The sequence below is a fragment of the Pantoea sp. WEP genome (assembly GCF_041678305.1).
GTDB classification, from domain to species: Bacteria; Pseudomonadota; Gammaproteobacteria; order Enterobacterales; family Enterobacteriaceae; genus Pantoea; species Pantoea dispersa.
Genome location: NZ_JBGNXB010000002.1, coordinates 303,204 through 322,010 on the forward strand (window position 1 = coordinate 303,204; position 18,807 = coordinate 322,010).

At 60.8% G+C, this 18,807-nt stretch carries 16 protein-coding genes and 1 pseudogene; 5 read left to right on the top strand and 12 right to left on the bottom strand.

From position 1 onward, the window contains the following. Positions 1–5 precede the first annotated feature (5 nt). Complete coding sequence (locus ABVR31_RS20510) at positions 6–557, top strand: sigma-70 family RNA polymerase sigma factor (RefSeq protein WP_058759048.1); 552 nt, start codon at positions 6–8, stop codon at positions 555–557. Continuing rightward, positions 550–1,179, top strand: a complete 630-nt coding sequence (locus ABVR31_RS20515; protein ID WP_215801058.1) for an NrsF family protein — start codon at positions 550–552, stop codon at positions 1,177–1,179. The genes ABVR31_RS20510 and ABVR31_RS20515 overlap by 8 nt, the downstream gene beginning before the upstream one ends. A gap of 21 nt (positions 1,180–1,200) precedes the next feature. On the opposite strand, the gene ABVR31_RS20520 is transcribed toward ABVR31_RS20515, so the two are convergent. Beyond that, positions 1,201–2,265: an SDR family oxidoreductase gene (locus ABVR31_RS20520; RefSeq protein ID WP_372774333.1), complete on the bottom strand. Its 1,065-nt coding sequence runs from the start codon at positions 2,263–2,265 to the stop codon at positions 1,201–1,203. Between the two features lie 100 nt (positions 2,266–2,365). On the opposite strand from ABVR31_RS20520, the gene ABVR31_RS20525 reads away from it, so the two are divergent. Next, entirely contained in the window at positions 2,366–3,268 is a 903-nt protein-coding gene (locus ABVR31_RS20525; RefSeq protein ID WP_372774335.1) for a LysR family transcriptional regulator, read from the top strand. Between the two features lie 7 nt (positions 3,269–3,275). Here the strand turns inward: ABVR31_RS20525 and ABVR31_RS20530 are convergent. The 7 genes and pseudogenes from ABVR31_RS20530 to ABVR31_RS20560 form a co-directional block, all read right to left on the bottom strand. After that, a pseudogene (locus ABVR31_RS20530) lies at positions 3,276–3,925 on the bottom strand (methionine ABC transporter permease). Continuing rightward, the gene (locus ABVR31_RS20535) at positions 3,909–5,006 is read right to left on the bottom strand and encodes a methionine ABC transporter ATP-binding protein (RefSeq protein WP_372774337.1); all 1,098 of its coding nucleotides are present in this window, start codon (positions 5,004–5,006) and stop codon (positions 3,909–3,911) included. The pseudogene ABVR31_RS20530 and the gene ABVR31_RS20535 overlap by 17 nt, the downstream one beginning before the upstream one ends. A 2-nt stretch (positions 5,007–5,008) precedes the next feature. Then, positions 5,009–5,809: a MetQ/NlpA family ABC transporter substrate-binding protein gene (locus tag ABVR31_RS20540; RefSeq protein ID WP_021508960.1), complete on the bottom strand. Its 801-nt coding sequence runs from the start codon at positions 5,807–5,809 to the stop codon at positions 5,009–5,011. Between the two features lie 20 nt (positions 5,810–5,829). After that, a complete protein-coding gene (locus tag ABVR31_RS20545; RefSeq protein ID WP_141495882.1) occupies positions 5,830–7,191 on the bottom strand; it encodes an LLM class flavin-dependent oxidoreductase in 1,362 nt (453 codons plus the stop codon). Beyond that, positions 7,188–8,390, bottom strand: coding sequence for an SfnB family sulfur acquisition oxidoreductase (locus ABVR31_RS20550; RefSeq protein WP_211724568.1), 1,203 nt, complete (start codon positions 8,388–8,390; stop codon positions 7,188–7,190). Before ABVR31_RS20550 ends, ABVR31_RS20545 begins: the two co-directional genes overlap by 4 nt. 9 nt (positions 8,391–8,399) lie before the next feature. Beyond that, positions 8,400–9,605, bottom strand: a complete 1,206-nt coding sequence (locus tag ABVR31_RS20555) for an SfnB family sulfur acquisition oxidoreductase (protein WP_372774340.1) — start codon at positions 9,603–9,605, stop codon at positions 8,400–8,402. Positions 9,606–9,945: 340 nt separating this feature from the next. Then, positions 9,946–11,370 carry a hypothetical protein gene (locus tag ABVR31_RS20560; RefSeq protein ID WP_372774342.1) on the bottom strand — a complete coding sequence of 475 codons (1,425 nt, stop codon included), beginning with the start codon at positions 11,368–11,370 and terminating at the stop codon, positions 9,946–9,948. Positions 11,371–11,554: 184 nt separating this feature from the next. Here ABVR31_RS20560 and ABVR31_RS20565 point away from each other — a divergent pair, with 184 nt between their 5' ends. Continuing rightward, entirely contained in the window at positions 11,555–12,442 is an 888-nt protein-coding gene (locus tag ABVR31_RS20565) for an alpha/beta hydrolase (RefSeq protein ID WP_372774344.1), read from the top strand. Positions 12,443–12,450: 8 nt separating this feature from the next. On the opposite strand, the gene ABVR31_RS20570 is transcribed toward ABVR31_RS20565, so the two are convergent. Continuing rightward, positions 12,451–13,560, bottom strand: a complete 1,110-nt coding sequence (locus ABVR31_RS20570; protein WP_141495878.1) for a lactonase family protein — start codon at positions 13,558–13,560, stop codon at positions 12,451–12,453. A gap of 373 nt (positions 13,561–13,933) precedes the next feature. Here ABVR31_RS20570 and ABVR31_RS20575 point away from each other — a divergent pair, with 373 nt between their 5' ends. Continuing rightward, positions 13,934–14,572, top strand: a complete 639-nt coding sequence (locus ABVR31_RS20575; protein WP_141495877.1) for a LysE family translocator — start codon at positions 13,934–13,936, stop codon at positions 14,570–14,572. 113 nt (positions 14,573–14,685) lie between these two features. Here ABVR31_RS20575 and ABVR31_RS20580 read toward each other — a convergent pair whose 3' ends face one another. Genes ABVR31_RS20580 through ABVR31_RS20590 form a run of 3 tightly spaced genes read right to left on the bottom strand, consistent with a single transcriptional unit; the run spans position 14,686 to position 18,781 of the window. Next, entirely contained in the window at positions 14,686–15,486 is an 801-nt protein-coding gene (locus ABVR31_RS20580) for an inositol monophosphatase (protein WP_021508951.1), read from the bottom strand. Positions 15,487–15,500: 14 nt separating this feature from the next. After that, on the bottom strand, positions 15,501–16,562 hold the full coding sequence (locus ABVR31_RS20585; protein ID WP_021508950.1) for an ABC transporter ATP-binding protein: 1,062 nt from the start codon (positions 16,560–16,562) through the stop codon (positions 15,501–15,503). Then, complete coding sequence (locus ABVR31_RS20590; RefSeq protein WP_372774347.1) at positions 16,559–18,781, bottom strand: ABC transporter permease; 2,223 nt, start codon at positions 18,779–18,781, stop codon at positions 16,559–16,561. The genes ABVR31_RS20585 and ABVR31_RS20590 overlap by 4 nt, the downstream gene beginning before the upstream one ends. Positions 18,782–18,807 lie beyond the last annotated feature (26 nt).

Here is an 18,807-nt window from a genome sequence, read left to right on the forward strand (position 1 = left end):
AGCGTATGCACACAGGCGATAGCGCACGTGAAAACTGGCCCGGACTGATGGAACGCGCGCAGGCCGGGGATCAGTGTGCCTATACCCGGCTGCTGCGGGCGCTGGTGCCGGTGATACGCGCGCAGGTGCGGCGCAGGCTGAGCGATGAAGCCTTAACGGAAGATGTGATTCAGGATGTGCTGCTTACGCTGCATCGCGTACGCCATACCTACGATCCCGCTTACCCTTTTCTGCCCTGGCTGACGGCGATAGTCTCGGCGCGCGCGATTGATGCCCTGCGCCGCCGCGGCCGCCAGCAGCACTGTGCGCTTGACGACGCCCAGGCCGCCGATCCCGCCAGCACGGCAGAACAGCAGCAGCTGGACACCCGGCAGGAGCTGGCGGGCTATCTCAGCCAGCTGCCGCTGCGTCAGCGTGAAATCGTTGAGCATGTTCATTTGCATGAAATGAGCCTGAACGAGGCGGCGGCACACCATAATCTGAGCGTGTCGGCCGTGAAATCGCTGTTGCACCGCGCGCTCATCAATCTGCGCCGCTTTGGAGCAAACCATGACTGACCATCATTTGCTGATTGAAAAACTGGGGCGCGATCTGCGCCCGGTGAAACGCCCGCCGGCGACCGGAAAACGCGTGCTGGGCTGGCTGGCGCTGGCGCTACCGGCGGGCATCGCGGCCAGTTTGCTGGTGCCGCGCACTCTGACCGACTGGTCGCAGACCGGCGCGATGCAGGCCGCGCTGCAACTGATGCTGGCCTTTATCCTCGGGCTGCTGGCGATGCGCAGCGCCTTTGAACTCAGCATTGCAGGGCGGCGCGGCATCAGCGCAAAGCTGTTGTTGCCGCCGGGCCTGCTGTGGCTGGGATTGAGCGCCAGCAGTCTGCTGCAAACGGCCACGCCGCTGCAGCAGCACGACACACTGCCGTGCTTTGTTTTCCTGCTGGTGGTGAGTCTGCCGATGCTGCTGCTGACCATCCTCAGTCTGCGCCGGACGCGAACACTCTATCCGGCCCGCAGTCTGGCCATGGCGGGCCTGGGCGTCGCCTGCATGGCGGTAAGCCTGCTGGCGTTCTGTCATCCGGTGCATCTGCATGCGCTGGATTTGCTGCAGCACCTGGCGGCCATCGTGAGCATCATCGTGCTGACCGTATTGCTTGGCCGGCGCTGGGTGCAGATCGCCTGACGACGCCGGCCAGTAACGCTATCAGGGAATGATGCGCTCCGCCCGCAGCCGGTCGAACAGCTGGGTGAAGGAATCCAGCGTGGCGCGATAGCCGGTAAAGCCGGCTTTACGGCTCTTGCTCATATCGGTAAACGCCTCCATCGGCCGGCCCAAATCCGCATCGGTGTGCCACCACGACGCCAGTTTATCGATGTCCGCTTCACGCAGTTGATAGCGCGCAGCGATCTCACGCCAGGCCGCTGATGCTTCCTGCATGCGTCCTTCCAGCGGCATCATCTGCGCCGGATAGTCTGCAGCTTCAATACCGAAATAGTCTGCCAGACGCGGCCACAGCCAGTTCCAGCGGAACACATCGCCGTTCACCGCGTTGAAATCCTGATTGGCAGCCCCTTCAGCACTGGTCGCCCACAGCAGCTGTTCCGCCAGTAAACCGGCTTCGGTGACATCGGCCAGACCGTTCCACTGCTGCGGCGAGCCGGGAAAGATAAACGGCCAGCCTTTTTCACGGCACAGCGTGGCGTAAACGGCCAGCGTCTGCCCCATGTTCATGGCGTTACCCAATGCATAACCGATGATGGTGTGCGGACGGTGCACGCTCCAGCTGTAGCCATATTGCTCTGCGCCGGCAAACACTTCATCTTCCTGCGCATAGTAAAAGTTATCGACTGGCTGACGTCCCTGCTCTTCGCGGAACGGCGTCACCGGCACCGCACCTTTGCCATATGCTTCGAACGGACCAAGATAGTGCTTCAGCCCGGTCACCAGTGCCACATGCGCGCCGTTCAGCCGCTCGCCGAGCGCGGCAATGACGTTATGCACCATGCCGCCGTTAACGCGAATGTTCTCTTTTTCATTCGCCTGGCGTGACCAGACGCTAAAGAACAGCGCATCCGGTTTTTCCTGCGCCAGCGCATTGCGCACCGCTTCTGCATCGGTCAGATCGGCCGTCAGACTGCGGCAGCCTTCCGGAATAGCACCGCGTCCGCGCGACAAACCGGTTACCTGCCAGCCCTCGCTTTGCAGCCTTTCCGCCAGCGCACGGCCAATAACCCCGCTGATCCCCACGATTAACGCCTGTTTTTGCATGTCGAATCTCCTCTGTTGCAGTTATCCTTAGCGTAATAGAGAATTAAATTCTTAGCCGTGGCATTAATTCACATCATTCCTGAACTGGGTTCACTAATACATGCGCGATCAGCGTCTGAAAGACATCGTTCCTTTTGTCGCCAGTGTTGAAAGCGGCAGTTTTGCCGCTGCCGCTGAGCGTCTGCACCTGACCGGTTCCGCCATCAGCAAAAGCGTGACGCGGCTGGAAGCGCGGCTCGGCTCTCGCCTGCTGGAGCGCACCACCCGCAGCCTGACGCTCACCGACGCCGGCAGCGCCTATTATCAGACCTGCCTGCGCATTATGGAGGAGCTGGCGGAAGCCGAAGCAGTGCTGGCGGCGCAGCGCACCATTCCTTCCGGGCGATTGCGGCTGGCGGTGCCGAATACCTATGGCCGGCTCGGCGTCATGCCGCTGCTGATTCCGTTCTGTCAGCAGCATCCGGATGTGGAACTCAGCCTGACTTTCTCGGATCGCTTTATTGATCTGTTTGATGAGGGCATTGATGTCGCGGTGCGCATCGGCGGTTCGCCGGATCTGCCCGCCTCGCTCGGCTACCGGGCGATGGGCCGCGAGCGTATGGTGTTTTGCGCCGCGCCGGACTATCTGGCGCGCGCAGGCAGACCGACCAGCGAGAGTGAGTTGCTGCAGCATCGGGCGATTCTGTACGAGCGCGTTGACGGCAGTACCAAGCCGTGGCTGTTTACCACGGAGGATGGACATCCGCACTGGCGTCAGGTGCCGTCTCGCATGGCGCTGGGCGACGTGGATGCACAAATGCAGGCGCTGTGCGCTGGCCTTGGGGTGGCGCAGATGCCGTCATGGCTGGTGCGTGACGCGCTGGCGAGCGGCGCGCTGGAAGTGATTGTGCCTCAGCAGCAGCCGGACGGTCTGCCGCTATCGGTGATTTGGCCGCGGCGCAAACAGCTGCTGCCGAAGGTCGACGCGCTGCTGGCGGCGCTTGACGGCCTGCAGATCAGGTGAAATGCCTTTAGCGATGGTTCAGCCGGCGCGACAGCCGGTCGCCACACAGCTGCAGCAGCGTGACCAGTGCCACCAGCACCACGATCACCGTGAGCATGACCTGCATATCGAAACGCTGGTAGCCGTAACGATAAGCCAGATCGCCCAGCCCGCCGGCGCCAATCGCACCGGCCATCGCCGAGGCATTAATCATCGTCACCAGCGTGATGGTAAAACCGCTGACGATGCCAGGCCGCGCTTCCGGCAGCAGCACGTGCCAGACAATATGCCAGCGCTGAAAGCCCATCGCCTGCGCCGCTTCCGTCAGCCCTTTATCCACTTCGCGCAGACTCACCTCCGCGATGCGGGCAAAAAACGGCGTCGCCGCCAGCGTCAGCGGCACCACGGCCGCCCAGACGCCGTAGGTAGTGCCGACAATCCAGCGGGTAAACGGGATCAGCGCCACCATCAGAATCAAAAACGGAATCGAGCGGAACAGGTTCACCAGCCAGCCCAGCAGCCGGTTGAGCAGCGGATTGGGGAACAGATCGCCGCGCCCGGTTACCACCAGAATCACCGCCATCGGTAAACCGATCAGCAGCGCCAGCAGCGACGACACGCCGACCATCAGCAGCGTATCCAGCAACCCCTGCATAAACGATCAATAGCCAGTGACATAACCTGCAACCTCCAGTTGGTCCGCCAGCGGATGAAGCGCGGTAAGGGCTGCCGGCGCGTCGTGGCGGGTATCCAGCAGCAGCAACAGCTGGCCGGTGGGTTTGCGATCGACCCATTCAACCGCGCTATACAGTAGCGTCAGCTCGCCGCTGACCTGTGCGCTGATCGCCGCCAGATCCGGCTGCGCGCCCTGCCCGCTGTAGCGCAGCCGCACCAGCAAACGCGAGTCCACGTCCTGACGTTGCGGCGTCAGCAGCGGCTGGATGGCCTCCGGCAGCGCGCCGAATTGCGGATTAAGCAACTGCCGCGTCGTCTCATGCTGCGGATCGCTGTACACCTGCCACACCGGACCGCGCTCAATGATTTCACCCTGATCGATCACCGCCACCTGGTGACACAAGTCGTGCACCACGTCCATCTCATGGGTGATCAGCACAATAGTGATATGACGCTGCTGATTGATTTTTTTCAGCAGCGCGAGGATGGCGCGCGTGGTTTCCGGATCCAGCGCCGAGGTTGCCTCGTCGCACAGCAGCAGTTCCGGATCGTGCACCAGCGCGTGCGCAATGCCGACGCGCTGCTTCTGCCCACCGGAGAGTTGCGCCGGCCAGGCATGCTGGCGCGCCTCCAGTCCAACCAGCGCCAGCAGCTCATCCACTTTTTGCCGCCGTTGCGCCGCCGGTATGCCGGCCACCTTCATCGGCAGCTCAATGTTTTGCCGCACCGTTTTAGCGGACAGTAAATTGAAGTGCTGGAAAATCATGCCGGTGCGACGCCGCCACTGCACCAGCTGGCTGGCGCTCAGTGAACTGAGATCGATACCGTCAATCACCACCGCACCCTGCGTCGGATTTTCCAGCCGGTTCAGACAGCGGATCAGCGTCGATTTGCCCGCGCCGCTGCGGCCAATGATGCCAAAAATTTCGCCGCGTTTAACCTGCAGGTCGATGTGCTTCAGCGCATCCTGCGACTGGCCGTCATAGCGTTTGCTCAGCCCGCGGATCTGCACATGCGCACGGCCCGCGACCGGCGTCGTGGAGTGCAGCGCCGCCTGCTCGCCAGGAAGAGTCAGGCTGACCATGATTACTGGCTCCAGCCCGGCTGATACAGCTTGCCGTAGAACTCATCCAGCTTCGCGCGCACCACCGGCGAGTGCTGATAGATATCAACAAACTTTTTGAGACGCGGATCGTCCTGATGTCCGTCACGAATCACGAACTGAATCACATATTCCGGATGCTCAAGGCCATCAAATAACAGGGCCTTGTTGGGGTCGATGGTCTTCGACAAACGCAGATAGTGCGGATATCCCTGCGCCAGGTCGACCTCATCCAGCGAGCGCGACAACTGCACCGCCTCCACTTCGATGATTTTCAGGTGTTTTGGATTGCTGGCGATATCATCCACGGTGGATTTCAGCCCGCTGCCCGGTTTTAACGTAATCAGCTGCGCTTTTTGCAACAGCAGCAACCCGCGCGCACCGTTAATCGGGTCATTGGCAATCGCCACCGTGCCGCCGTCCGGAATCTGATCGATTGCCGTGTGCTTCTTCGAATAGAGCCCGATGTTATTGATGATGGCGGGCGCATACGGCACCAGATGGAAACCGCCCTCGCGGTTGGCATTGTCAAGAAACGGCTTGTGCTGGAACAGGTTGACGTCAATGTCGCCATTTTCCACACTCACGTTCGGCGCAGTCCAGTCGGTGAACTCCACCAGCTCCACCTGCAGTCCCTGCTTTTTCGCTTCAGCCACGGCGGTTTCCAGCGGCGGCGCGAAAGCCGCCGTGGTACCGACTTTGAGGGCGCCGCTGTAGTCACCGGCGGCAAACGCGCTGGCGGTTAATATTGCGGCGCTCAGCGCCACTAATGAGGCAAATTTCATCCTGATTCCCTGAGGTTAAATTAACGAACGTCAGCCGCAGGCCGCCAGCGCGCGGCCGGGTGGCGCGCGGGCAGACGATCCTGCTGTTGAAAAATTTTTTGCCGGAGCGATCCCGGCTGATAAGCGGTTTTAAAGCGGCCGCGCTGCTGAAGTTCCGGCACCACCAGCTCAATAAAATCGCGGTAGCTTTGCGGATTCAGGATGCGCGTCAGATTGAAGCCGTCGATGTCACCTTCATCAATCCAGCGGATCAACTGGTCGGCGACCTGAGACGGGTTGCCGACAATCACCGGGTAGCGGCTGCCAAGCGCGTGCTGCTCCAGCAGCTGGCGGCGCGTCCAGCCGTTATAGGCTTTGCTCACCGATTCAATGGCGCGCGTGTCGCCGCTGTGAATCGGTTCATCGAGGCCAAACGCGGCGAGATCGACGCCAATTGAGCTGGAGAAGTGCGCAATGCCGGCTTCGGCACTGGCGTATTCCAGATAGCTGCGGTGCTTCTCCTGCGCTTCGCGTTCGCTGGCGGCGACGATCACGCTGACACCCATAAAGATGCGTAAGTCGTCCGCCTGGCGACCCACGGCCACCGCCGCGTGGCGCAGACGCTGCGCCTGCTCGCGCAGCGCCGCCGGCGAGCTGGCATTCACGAAACTGCACTCGGCGTGCCGCGCAGCAAACGCCACGCCGCGCGCGGATGAGCCTGCCTGGAACAGCAGCGGCGTGCGCTGCGGCGAGGGGCTGCTCAGGTGATAGCCCTGCACCTGATAAAATTCGCCCTGATGATTGATCGCGTGAATCTTCTGCGCATCGGCATACAGCCGGCGCTGTTTGTCGGCCAGCAACGCATCGTCCTGCCAGCTGCCTTCCCACAGCTGATAAGTGACATCAAGAAACTCATCGGCCTGGTCGTAGCGCCGATCGTGCGCCAGCAGTTGCTGCTGCCCCATGGCGCGCGCCGCGCTGTCGAGATAGCCGGTCACGATATTCCAGCCGATGCGGCCGTTGGTCAGATGGTCGAGCGTCGACAGGCGGCGGGCAAAAGGATAAGGGGCTTCGTAGCTCAGATTGGCGGTCACGCCAAAGCCCAGATGCTGCGTCACGCTGGCCATGCCGGAAATCAGCATCAGCGGATCGTTCACCGGCAGCTGAATGGACTCGCGCGCCGTCAGGCCGATACCCTGCTGATACACATCGTAAACGCCGAGAATATCGGCAATGAACAGTCCGTCGAACAGGCCGCGCTCCAGCAGACGCGCTAAATCCAGCCAGTACGCCAGCGAATTGAACTCCACTGAGCGGTCCTGCGGATGGGTCCACATGCCATGGTGAATATGCCCCACGCAGTTCATGTTAAAAGCATTGAGCAGAATCTGTTTGCGGCTCATAGCGTTCCCCGTCGCGGTGGCAGCACGCCGTTAAGCAGATAGTTGCCGATGACCGGATATTTCCAGCGTACCGGGTCATGCAGCGTGTGGGTGCGCGCGTTGCGCCAGTGGCGATCGAGATTGTGCTCGCGCAGGCTGGCGCGCGATCCGCCCAGCTCAAACAGCAGGTTGCCGGCTTCCAGCGCCACCTCAGTGGTCCAGGCACGCGCTTTCGCCACTTCAACCGATGCCAGCGCGACGTGTTCAGCGCTCGGGTTGCGTTGGGCGACATCGACCGCCTCCCCGGCGACATCCAGTAACGCATCACCGGCGCTGAGTCGTGCGGCAAGCCGCCCGGTGCGATCCAGCGTCAGCGGATCGTCACAGGCTCGCTCAACGCCGCTGTCCGGCCACGGCCGCGCGCGCTGCTGCACAAAGGCCAGCATGTCGTTGAACGCCGCGCGGGCAATGCCCTGGTCGATAGCCGCATGCATAATCTGGGCAAACGGTCCGACGGTGGTCGGCCGCTCAAACGCGCTGTGAAACGGCACCACATCGTCCGGCGCGATCGCCACATCACGAAACTGCACGCTACCGCTGCCGGTGGTGCGCTGGCCGAAACCGCTCCAGTCATCAATCACCGTCACGCCCGGCTGATGGCGCGGCACAAACACCAGCTGTTCTTTGCCGTCATCGGCGATGGCCAGCGTCGGGATGCGGTCGGCAAACAGCGCCCCGGTGCAGTAAAATTTGTCGCCGTTGAGCCGCAGCCCGCTGGCGGTCTGGCTAAAGGCGGTGGTGCGCTGATGCGCCGCCGCAGAGCCGAACTCCGCCAGCGCGTTGCCATAGTGAACGCCCGCCAGCACTTCGTTGTACAGCCGCTGCTGCTGGGCATCGCTGCCGTTAACGCGCAGCACCTCCAGCGCGTAGAAGTGGTTTTGTGGCACCTGACCGATCGATGCATCGGCAGCGCTGAGCATGACAAAAATCTGCGCCAGTTCTGCGCTGGAAATCTCAATGCCGCCCCACGCACGCGGCACGGTAATGGCACCTAAGCCGGACTGGAAATAGTGCTGAAGTTCAGCATGTGGCAGCTCGCGCTGCCGATCGCGCTGCGCTGCGCCGCTGCGAAAGCGTTCAGCCAGCTCCTCTGCCACCTGCAGGGCCTGCTGCGCACTGCGGATGCGTGCTGCCGGCTGTTTAGCGAAAACCTGCGTCATCATCGCTCCTTAAATCCACGCATGACGCGCGGGCAGAACATCATTGAGGTAATAGTTGCCGATGGCGTGCGTTTTCCAGCGCACCGGATCGTGCAGCGTATGGGTGCGCGCGTTGCGCCAGTGGCGATCCAGCCCATGCTTCAGCAATGTGCCGCGGCTGCCGCTCCACTCCAGCAGCTTTTCGCTGGCTTTCAGCGCAATTTCAGTGGTCAGCACTTTGGCTTCTGCAACCGCGATGGAGGCGCGCGCGCAGTGCGCAGCGGTAAGCGCGTGCGGGTCAATGCTGTCGAGTACGCGCGCCGCCCGCACCAGCAGCGCGTTGGCGGCGCTCAGTTCGGTGCCGATACGCCCGACATCGGCGAGAATGTAAGGGTCGTCTGCGTTGCGGCTCACGCCCGCGTCCACCCACGGACGCGAGCTGCTGTGAATAAACGCCAGCGCCTCATCCAGCGCGCCCTGGGCGATCCCGGCGTCAATCGCGGCCTGGATCAGCTGCGATACGGCACCGCGTAGCGTTGGCTTATCGGGCGACGGTAGCACGATGGTCAAACCGGCATCGACCGCCACCTGCTGGAGCTTCACCGTGCCGCTGGCGGTGGTGCGCTGACCGATACCCGACCAGTCATCGATAATCTCCACCCCTGCCGCCGGCAGCGGAATGAACGCCATCACCGGCTGGCCCTCCTGCTGCGCGGTGGTCACCAGAATGTCGGCAAACAGTGCACCGGTGGAATAGAACTTTTCACCGCTGAGCCGTAACCCCTCCGGGCCTGACACCAGCTGCGCCTGCACATCACGCGTGTGTTTGCTGTTCTTTTCCGGACCGCCGTTGCCCAGCCGCTGGCCCTGTACCACCGCGCTGAGCAGGCGCTGCTGCTGTTGCGCGCTGCCTTCCCCCAGGATGAACTGGATCAGCCCGAAGTGGTTTTGCGGAATCTGGCCAAGCGACGGATCGCTGGCGGAGATCAGGCGGAACACCTCCGCCACGGTACCAAACGACAAACCGCCGCCGCCAAACTGGCGCGGTACGCTGATACTGCCCAGCCCCAGCTGGGTGAACTGATCGAGCAGTTCACGCGGATAGATACGCTGTTGGTCGCGTTCGGCTGTCCCGGCTTTCGCCTGTTCCGCCAGGTGGCGGGCGGCGTCGATTGCCGCCGCGTCAGACGTGATCACCGCCGCGCGCTGAAGTTGTTGAGCCCTGATTTGCGTCATCGCTGGATTCACTTTTTATTTTGCTGTGATTCACAGGCTCATTCTGCCGGGGCAGAGAGCCGTAATTTAATAACAGATTGAGCGCGATGATAATCAGCGGGAATAACAGCGGTAAAGAGCGCGGTTATGCTATATCCGGCAAACGGCATGCAGAAAGAGAATAAAGAATTTTTCAGGGATAAGAAGGCGTTAGCGGGCGCGGAGATGCAGGGTTATTACGCTGAGTGATACGGGTGAATTATCTTAAGTATTAATTCCGCTATCGATAGTGATAAATGACATTATTGCTTTATTGCGCCATGGGCTGGCGCAATAAAGTGGGCATTACGCCATCCTGGTATTACGCCTGCGCCAGATACATCGCCGGAGAATAGTGGCGCGTCGATTCACTCTTCTCACTGTGCGGTGTGCTGGTACTGTCGATCAGCTTCGCCAGCTGATAAGTCTTCACCGTTTCCTGCTGCGTCAGCTGCCGGGCGAAACGGGCGGTGAGGTTACCCTGCGCATCCTGCGTCATCTCAGTGGTGCTGCGCGTTTCATCGTGAATCTGGTGGTAGTGATAGTTTTGTGACTCTTTGGTTTCATTGAGCGCCAGCGGCGAACTGGCGCTTAGCGCGGTATGAAAACTGGCGTTCAGCTTAAACAGGGTTTCCTGCGTCATGCGCTGCGTATCGCCGTTCTTCTGCTGGCTGCTGCGCTGCGCCACATCCAGAGCGAAAGTATCTTCTTCTTCCGGCTTCAGCGGATTGCTGGAGCGCGCCGTCTGGTGATAGCTGGCCGAGAAATCTGCCAGGCCGCTGATGGCACCGGCCTGCGCCGCATGCGCGCCTACGGTGATCGCCTGCGGGGTGCGCATCGCCACGCCGGCCGCCGCGCTGGTGCTGTTTAAGCTCTCGAAACCCTGCTTGAACAGTGCCAGCGCCGCGCGATCGCCGTGACCGCGCGAAGCGGCCTGATCAAATTTCGTGCTCCACTGCGCCAGGGCGCTCTGCTGCTGACCGGCGTTGCTGGCCTGCGCCAGGCTACGCATGTCCGTCGTCAGTTTGAAACTGGCGTCGGCATTATGGAAACCCAGCCAGCGTGAACCCGGGCCGGCATGCAGATTCAGCGACTGCATCACTTCGCCGCTGCGACGCAGGTCGGTTTTCAGATCAACGCTGGCCAGCTGGTTACTGTCAAAACTGAGCAGGTCACCGACATCCAGTTTACCGTTGCCGTTATCCAGCCCGCTCAGGGTTTTATCCAGCGCGCCAGAAAGTTTGGCAATTGCCGCAGCTTCGTCATCGCTCAGCTTACCGTGAGTGGTTTTCAGTGCCACCGCTACGCCATCCTGCTGCCGCGTCATCTGCAGAGTCAGGCTCACGCCGGACTGAGTGGTAATCTCCAGCGCCACCGCGCTCTGCGTGTCAGTTTGCGCGCCGCCGCTGGCCGGTACGCTGATGGTGACATCGTCACGCTGCTGCGTCAGTGCGCTCAGCAGCGCGCTGCCAATGCCATTCATGCTAACGCCCGAGCTGCGCAGCGCACCCATCGCCTGCGTCTGCATATCAGGCGAAAGAGGCGTGCTGGCGGTGACGCGCGCCGGCGTCATCTGGTACACCGCAGAGATGGCGTCGGTGGCTTCGCTAAAGGTGACTTTCGCTGAGGCGTCTGCCGTCAGACTATTTTGCCGGGTCGCATTGCTTGCCGTGCTGCTGTTCACGCGTGCGCTGGCGCTGCTGAGATGGAGCGGTGAGAAACTACCCGGTCCGATACCGTTAATCATCCTGACTATCCTCGCTGGTATTATACCGCTACGTTATCGGCGATCCTGACGAAATCTTTACACTTCCGCGCGGCGCATGACGGTGCAAAATGGTTGTTGAAATTAATAATCATTATCACTAATCTGTCTGGCGCTTTCGCTGTGACACGGAAGTAATTGACTCGCCAGCTAGTAAGGAAGCGCCATGATTTATCGCTTTATCATTCCGCTGTTCACCCTGCTGAGCCTGCTGCTCAGTCCGGCTGTCGGTTTCGCCCGGCCTGATATGACGCCGCTCGGACCCAATATTGCCGACAAAGGCTCTGCCTGGTATCGCTTCACTGTTAACACGTTTGATTCCGCTGACGGCCAGCGCCACTACAAGGTGTGGACGGCGGTGCCACGTAAACCGGCACCGGCCACAGGTTACGCGGCGCTGTATATGCTGGATGGCAACGCGGTGATGAACCATCTCAGCGAAGCACTGTTGCAGAAGCTGGCAGCAGGCAACCCGCCGGTGCTGGTGGCGGTAGGCTATCAGACCCCGCTGCCGTTCGATCTCGCTGCGCGCACGCTGGATTACACCCCGCCGCAGCAGGTGCAGGATCGTCGCGGCCGGCCAGCCGGCGGCAGTGCCGCATTCCGCCAGCTGCTGGAACAGACTATCGCGCCGCGTGCCGAACAGCATCTGCCGATCAATGCGCAGCAGCGTGCGCTGTGGGGCCACTCTTACGGCGGGCTGTTTGTGCTGGACAGCTACTTGACCTCCGGATTTTTCCAGCGCTATTTTGCCGCCAGTCCTTCCCTGCGCGGCGACGCAACGCTGTTGCAGCAAATGGCGGCGGTGACGCCCGCATCGTTTAAGCAGAAGCAGCTGGTGCTGATGGAAGGCAACGGCGAATCCCGTTCTGGCGTCAGCGATGTGCTAAGCCGGATTCGCACCACTCTCGACGGCATGCATGAAAAAGGCCTGGCGGCTCGCTTCCAGCTGTTTCCCGGGCTCAGTCACGGCCAGATGTTTCCGGCTTCGCTGGAAAGCGCGCTGTCGGCTATGGCGGAAGACGGTGCGCCGTCACGCGCACCTGATGAGTGAAAGGGCAGTTAGTTAAAGAATTTGATGTCGGTTGGCGTTGCCAGCTTCGCCGCCACACCGCGCGCGCTCAGCTTGCCGCTGTGCGCATCAAAATCAAACAGCGTAATGGTGTTGGTAAACACGTTGGTGACATAGAGGTGTTTACCGCTGTTATCAAACGCCAGCGCGCGCGGCTCAATACCGTCGGCGGCATAGCGCTGTGCATCTGTCAGGCTGCCATCGGCGGCAATCTTAAACACCAGCAGATGATTGTCAGATCCGCGGTTAGCGGCAATCAGGAATTTACCCTGCGGGCTGAGAATGATGCCGCCGCCGCTTTTGTAGGCGGCGCTGCTGTTTTGCGTATTCAGCGCCACCTCTGCCTGCCGTTCCAGCCGGTCATCAGTGACGCGGAACACCACGATTTCGCCCGCCATTTCAGTAATCACATAAGCGTGTTTACCGTCGGCGGAGAACACCATGTGGCGCGGACCCGCACCTGGCGCAAAGCTCACATCACGGCTGGTATCCGCCTGCAGCGGCTCTCGCCGATCCGCGTGGTAGCGATAGGCGTGCAGTTTGTCGTCACCGAGATCGGCCGCATACAGATAGCGGCCATCATGGGTAAAGGTGGTGGAGTGCGCATGGCCGCCATCCTGCCGATCTTTTACCACACCGCTCCCCTCGCTGAACGCGAAATGCTGGACCTGTTCGCCCAGCTTGCCGTCCGACGCAATCGGGAACACCGTTACCCCTGCTCCGCCTTTCGCCACCGAATAGTTGGCGACAAACAGGAATTTGCCGTCCGGGCTAAGAGTGGCGTGCGTCGGCTGCTCGCCGTGGCTGTCGACCTGATTCAGCACCCGCACTGCGCCCTGTTTATCGATCGCCAGCGCGGTAACGGCACCGGCATTCTCTTCATTGGTGGTATAAGCAAACCGCCCGTCGCGTGATTTAACGATCCACGACGGGCTTTTCATCCTGATCACCTCCAGCGGCTTGAGCGTCCCGTCGCTGTTGACCTGCATGCGATACAAACCTTCACTGGGTCGATCCGGCTTTTGTACCGCAGGGGCATCCGGAATACTGGTCCAGGTGCCGACTAATGCTGTTTGATGATGTTCCGTGTTCTGCGCCATAGCACTCCCCGCCAGCGTCAATAGAGCCAGTGATATTGCCACGGTTAAGTTAGTTGCTAAACCGCCAGTTGCCGGTTTTGGGTATCCACTCATTGTCTTTCCACCATAATCGGAATTTTCACGGGCCTGCGCCCAAACCAGGTTGATTTTTTTGTATTGAAACGGACGTTGTTAACGTCTCGTTAACGACTATAGTGGCATTCGCTGCGCGCAAAGCTGCGCAGGCCGATCGGCTTCACAAATCGGTTTATTTAATTGTGCCTTTGCTAATAGGTCATAGCGTTTGGTTATGGATGGCAGGAAGCAGTGTAAAAAGCCCCGGCACGCATGCTTTAATCTTTCCTTTACCGAACTCAGGGATGGTCACGACGTTATGCTGCCGTTTTCTAATGGTTTTTTATTGAGTTTATCGCTGTGTCTGGATATCGGACTCGCCAACATCGCCATGCTGACGCTGGCGATGCAGCGCGGTTATCTGCACGGTTTCTGGCTGGGCATGGGCACCTGCGTGGGTGATTTAATTTACGCCTTACTGGCGATGGCTGGCATGGCGGTGGTACTGCAGTTTACGCCGGTGCGCTGGTTGCTATGGATTGGCGGCGGCATCTTGCTGCTGTGGTTTGCCGCTAAAATGCTTTACGCCGCGCTGGCCAAAAAAATCGACATTCCCACGGCTGAAACCCAGCCTTATCGTTCACTGCTGCGCGAATTTCGGCGCGGCATCGTGCTGGCGATGTCGTCACCGACGGCGATTCTGTGGTTCGCCAGCGTGGGCGGCGCGCTGATAGCCCGCATCGGCCACAGCGATGCCGCTGCAACCTCATGGTTTCTCAGCGGATTTTTCCTCGCCGGGGTGGTGTGGACCTGTGTGATCTGCCTGATCGGCAGCATGGGCGGAAAGCTGTTAGGCGAGCGCCTGCTGAAGTATTCGTATCTCGCCTCAGCGCTGATTTTCTGTTATTTCGCGGTGTATGTGATTTGGTCGGGATACCGCGAGTTCGTGGCGGTTTAAGTCACCACGTAATCGTTAAAAATCAGCGATTATCCAGTAACGACAGCGCAAGCGTTGTAAGGTCGCCATGGATGGCGACCCGGAAAACGTCGCGCGGCCGTGAAATACACCACTTAAACGCCGGCAATCCGCCTCAGCTCCGCCTGTGCACCCGGCGCCACCGCCAGCACCTGCGCGCCTTTCAACAGCCGATCGCCCTCGGTGTTAAACGGGTGATACCAGCCGCCGGCCTCTTTCACCAGACAGTAACCGGCCAGGCAATCCCACGCGTGCATGTAGGGTTCGAAATAGCCCACCACGCGTCCGGCTGCCACCCACGCCAGCATCAGCGCACCAGATCCGATACGGATAAAGTTGCCACCCGCTGCCAGCAGTGACGCCAGCAGGCGGCCCACCTCTTCCGGGCTGACATAGCTATTAGCGCCAAAGCCGGTCACGTGATTTTGCAGCGTACGTGACGGATCCACCTGCAAACGGCGGCCATTCAGCGTTGCGCCCTGGCCGAGCGCGGCGACGTAGCACTCCTGATAGGTCGGCGCAAAGATCACGCCAATCACCGGCACGCCGTCATGCAGCACCGCAACGGAAACACACCAGTTTGGCATACCGTTGAGGAACGGGCTGGTACCGTCAATCGGGTCGACCACCCAGGTATAGCCTGACGTGCCAGGCTGCAGGCCGTACTCCTCGCCAAGAAAACCGTCGTCCGGGAAGCTGGCGCGAATCTGCTGGTCGATCATCTGTTCCACCTCGCGGTCAGCGCGTGATACCACATCCTGCAGGTCGTGCTTGGTTTCGACCACCAGCGTGTCACGCTGATTGAAGTAGGCCAGCGCCTTCTCCCCGCCCGCCCGCGCGACGCGTTCGGCCAGCAGCAGACGCGATTGCAGCGCGTCATTTTTCGTATCACTCATGCGTTATCCTTAAATTAACCGGCAATCAGGGCCAGACCCTGAGGTTTAAAATCAATCGCCACCCGGGCGGCCAGCGGCAGCTGCTGCTCCATCTGCGCATCGACGATAAACAGCGAGCCCAGTTCCGTGTTGACCTCGTATTCGATGTGATCACCCAGCCAGGTGGCATGCGTCACCTCACCGCGCAGTGCGCCTTCAGCACCGCTGTGCAGGGTAATGAACTGCGGTCTGACCGACAGCTGCGCGGATCCGGTCGCAACGCCGTTACCGCGCACGCGATAGCGCTGCCTGCCGAGTCGCACCAGCGCTTCGCTGCCTTCTACCTGTTCGACTTCGCACGGCAGAATATTGGCTTCGCCCATAAAGTCAGCGATGAACACCGAATTGGGCGCGTGATACAGGCTTTCCGGCGCGCCCTGCTGAGCAATATCGCCCTCTTTCATGACAATAATTTTATCCGACACCGCCAGCGCCTCTTCCTGGTCGTGCGTGACATACACCGCCGTGAAGCCCAGCCGCTGCTGCAAATCACGAATATCGGTGCGCACCCGGCGGCGCAGGCGCTCGTCGAGATTGGAGAGCGGCTCATCCAGCAGCAGTACCTGCGGCTCGAGCACCAGCGCGCGCGCCACCGCAATGCGCTGCTGCTGCCCACCGGAAAGTTCGGACGGCAACCGCTGCCCCTGACTCTCGAGCCCCACCAGCTTTAGCCCTTCGCGCGCACGATCCTGCGCTTCCTTTTTGCTCATGCCGGACGATTGCAGGCCGTACATAATGTTGTCGAGCGCACTCATATGCGGAAACAGCGCGTAGGATTGAAACACCATCGCCACGTCGCGCTCGTTGGCTGGCAGATGCGTCACGTCTTTACCACCAATCAAAATGCGCCCCGAGGTCGGATGCTCCAGGCCGGCCAGCAGGCGCAGTGTGGTGGTTTTGCCGCAGCCGGAAGGCCCCAGTAGCGTCACCAGCGTACCCGGCTCCACCGTCAGCGATAAATCCGGCAGCGCGGTAAAACCGGCAAAGCGTTTTTCGACGTGTTCAAACACCACGGAACCAGCAGTAATCGCGGTCATACGGCACTCTCCTGAGTTAACGAAGGGGAAGCAGGTGGCGCGGCGACGTCCACCGGGCGCGCCACACGGCGCAGGCGACGTTCGCCCACCAGCCACTGGAACACGCCAATGATCAGCAGCATCACCACAATCAGTACTGTCGAATAAGCAATGGCGACGCCGTATTCGCCATTCTCTACCAGCCCGACGATGTAGGACGTCGCCATGTTGTACTGGGCGCTGACAAGGAAGATCACCGCGCTGATCGAAGTAATGGCGCGGACAAAGGCATACACCAGCGCCGCGCTGATCGCCGGTTTCAGCAGTGGCAGCACCACTTTGCGCAGCGTGCGGAAACTGCTGGCACCCAGCGTCAGTGACGCTTCATCAAGGCTTTTATCCAGCTGGCTCATCGCTGCGATACCGCCGCGCACGCCGACTGGCATATTGCGGAACACAAAGCAGGCAATCAGGATCATTGCGGTGCCGGTAATCTCCAGCGGCGGCAGGTTATAGGCCATCACGTAACTGACGCCGATCACCGTGCCGGGAATGGCAAAGCTCAGCATCAGCAGGAACTCAAACGTCTGACGACCGGCAAATTTCTGCCGCACGATGAGCCAGGCGGTCAGCAGGCCCACCACGGCGGTGAGCGGTGCGGCAATCAGGGCAATTTCCAGCGTGGTCCAGAACGAGTTCCACGCCACGCCGCTCCACAGCAGATGACCGTCACTGACGCTGACGCGGAAAGCGCGCACGTAGTGTTCGATGGTCAGCGCATCGTTCAGGCCCCACGACTGCACAAAGCCGCCCACCACAATCATGCCGTAGATCACCAGGGTAAACAGACCCCATGGAATCACCATGCCGTATACGCCGTAGCGCAGCAGACGCGGCAGCTGACCATGTTTGCCGCCGTCGCCCTTGCCGGTCACCGTGGCGAAGTTTTTGCCACCCAGCCACAGCCGCTGCAGCACAAAGGCGGCCAGCGTGAAGCACAGCAGAATCATCGCCAGCACCGCGGCGCGACTCGGATCGTTTTGCGCGCCTACCACCGAGAAGAAAATTTCGGTAGAGAGCACGCCGTGACTGCCGCCCAGCACCATCGGATTACCAAAATCGGCCATGCTTTCGATGAAGCTGATTAAAAAGGCATTAGCCAGACCCGGCGCCATCAGTGGCAGCGAAACGCGGCTGAAGGTGCGCCAGCGGTTAGCGCGCAGCGTTTGCGACGCCTCTTCCAGCGACGGACTGACGCCTTCCACTACGCCAATCAGCACCAGAAAGGCAATCGGCGTGAACGACAGCACCTGAGCAATCCAGATACCGGTCAGGCCATACAGCCAGCGGCCGGGCTCGATGCCAAACAGCTCCGCCAGATGCTCCGTCACTACGCCCGAGCGACCGAACAGCAAAATCAGCGCCAGACCAATCACGAACGGTGGCGTGATGATTGGCAGAATAGTCAGCATGCGCAGCGCTTTTTTGCAGGGCAGCGGCGTGCGCGTTGCCGCCAGGGCAAAGGCCAGACCCAGCAGCGTCGAACCGCTGGCAGTCATCAGCGCCAGCCACAGCGTGCGCCAGGCGGTGCCGCAGGTGCCGCCTTTCAGACAGGCAAGGCTCCAGATCGACGGATCCTGTAAATTGCTGATCAAACCGTCCGGTTTGAAACTGCCGTCAACGTCCTGCACCGACACCACAAACATGCTGAGCACCGGATAGAGTACGAAGATGCTGACCAGCGCAGTCAGCAGCACCAGCGACGCCACCACAAAGGCATCGCCTTTCAGCACGCCGCGTTCGGCCAGCGCAAACGAGAACAGCAGCAAAAACACGGTCAGCAGCAGAAGCGCGCCAGCGCCCATCGCTGGCTGTCCCTGCGGCAGCGCGCCGAAGCGATTTTCCAGCCACAGCCAGCTCCAGCCGCTGTAGCCAATCGCGTGCCCTTCCACAATCAGGAAGATCACGCCCAGCGCGCTGAACAGCAGCAGCAACCGGCTGCGCGCGCTGCCGGGCAGTAAACCGCAGGCGGCGCACAGCGCCAGCAGCGCCACGGCGAGCGCCAGCCATGGATGGCTGCCGATCTGCCACAGCGCCGGCGCGCTGGCTTCATCACGCCACAGGTTAAGCAGCCAGCCGCTATCGAAAAAGCCTGCTTCCAGGCTGTACCACGGCAGCAGCAACAGCGCGACGGCGCCCAGCAGCAGCGCGCCTGTCAGACGGCGATTATTTGCGTTCATGTGTTACCTCAATGCGGGATCATCGC

Bases quoted from the DNA above. Each gene is read 5' to 3' on its own strand.
- ABVR31_RS20510 (WP_058759048.1), top strand. From the start codon at position 6: ATGCACACAGGCGATAGCGCACGTGAAAACTGGCCCGGACTGATGGAA.
- ABVR31_RS20515 (WP_215801058.1), top strand. From the start codon at position 550: ATGACTGACCATCATTTGCTGATTGAAAAACTGGGGCGCGATCTGCGC.
- ABVR31_RS20520 (WP_372774333.1), bottom strand. From the start codon at position 2,265: ATGCAAAAACAGGCGTTAATCGTGGGGATCAGCGGGGTTATTGGCCGT.
- ABVR31_RS20525 (WP_372774335.1), top strand. From the start codon at position 2,366: ATGCGCGATCAGCGTCTGAAAGACATCGTTCCTTTTGTCGCCAGTGTT.
- ABVR31_RS20535 (WP_372774337.1), bottom strand. From the start codon at position 5,006: ATGGTCAGCCTGACTCTTCCTGGCGAGCAGGCGGCGCTGCACTCCACG.
- ABVR31_RS20540 (WP_021508960.1), bottom strand. From the start codon at position 5,809: ATGAAATTTGCCTCATTAGTGGCGCTGAGCGCCGCAATATTAACCGCC.
- ABVR31_RS20545 (WP_141495882.1), bottom strand. From the start codon at position 7,191: ATGAGCCGCAAACAGATTCTGCTCAATGCTTTTAACATGAACTGCGTG.
- ABVR31_RS20550 (WP_211724568.1), bottom strand. From the start codon at position 8,390: ATGACGCAGGTTTTCGCTAAACAGCCGGCAGCACGCATCCGCAGTGCG.
- ABVR31_RS20555 (WP_372774340.1), bottom strand. From the start codon at position 9,605: ATGACGCAAATCAGGGCTCAACAACTTCAGCGCGCGGCGGTGATCACG.
- ABVR31_RS20560 (WP_372774342.1), bottom strand. From the start codon at position 11,370: ATGATTAACGGTATCGGACCGGGTAGTTTCTCACCGCTCCATCTCAGC.
- ABVR31_RS20565 (WP_372774344.1), top strand. From the start codon at position 11,555: ATGATTTATCGCTTTATCATTCCGCTGTTCACCCTGCTGAGCCTGCTG.
- ABVR31_RS20570 (WP_141495878.1), bottom strand. From the start codon at position 13,560: ATGGCGCAGAACACGGAACATCATCAAACAGCATTAGTCGGCACCTGG.
- ABVR31_RS20575 (WP_141495877.1), top strand. From the start codon at position 13,934: ATGCTGCCGTTTTCTAATGGTTTTTTATTGAGTTTATCGCTGTGTCTG.
- ABVR31_RS20580 (WP_021508951.1), bottom strand. From the start codon at position 15,486: ATGAGTGATACGAAAAATGACGCGCTGCAATCGCGTCTGCTGCTGGCC.
- ABVR31_RS20585 (WP_021508950.1), bottom strand. From the start codon at position 16,562: ATGACCGCGATTACTGCTGGTTCCGTGGTGTTTGAACACGTCGAAAAA.
- ABVR31_RS20590 (WP_372774347.1), bottom strand. From the start codon at position 18,781: ATGAACGCAAATAATCGCCGTCTGACAGGCGCGCTGCTGCTGGGCGCC.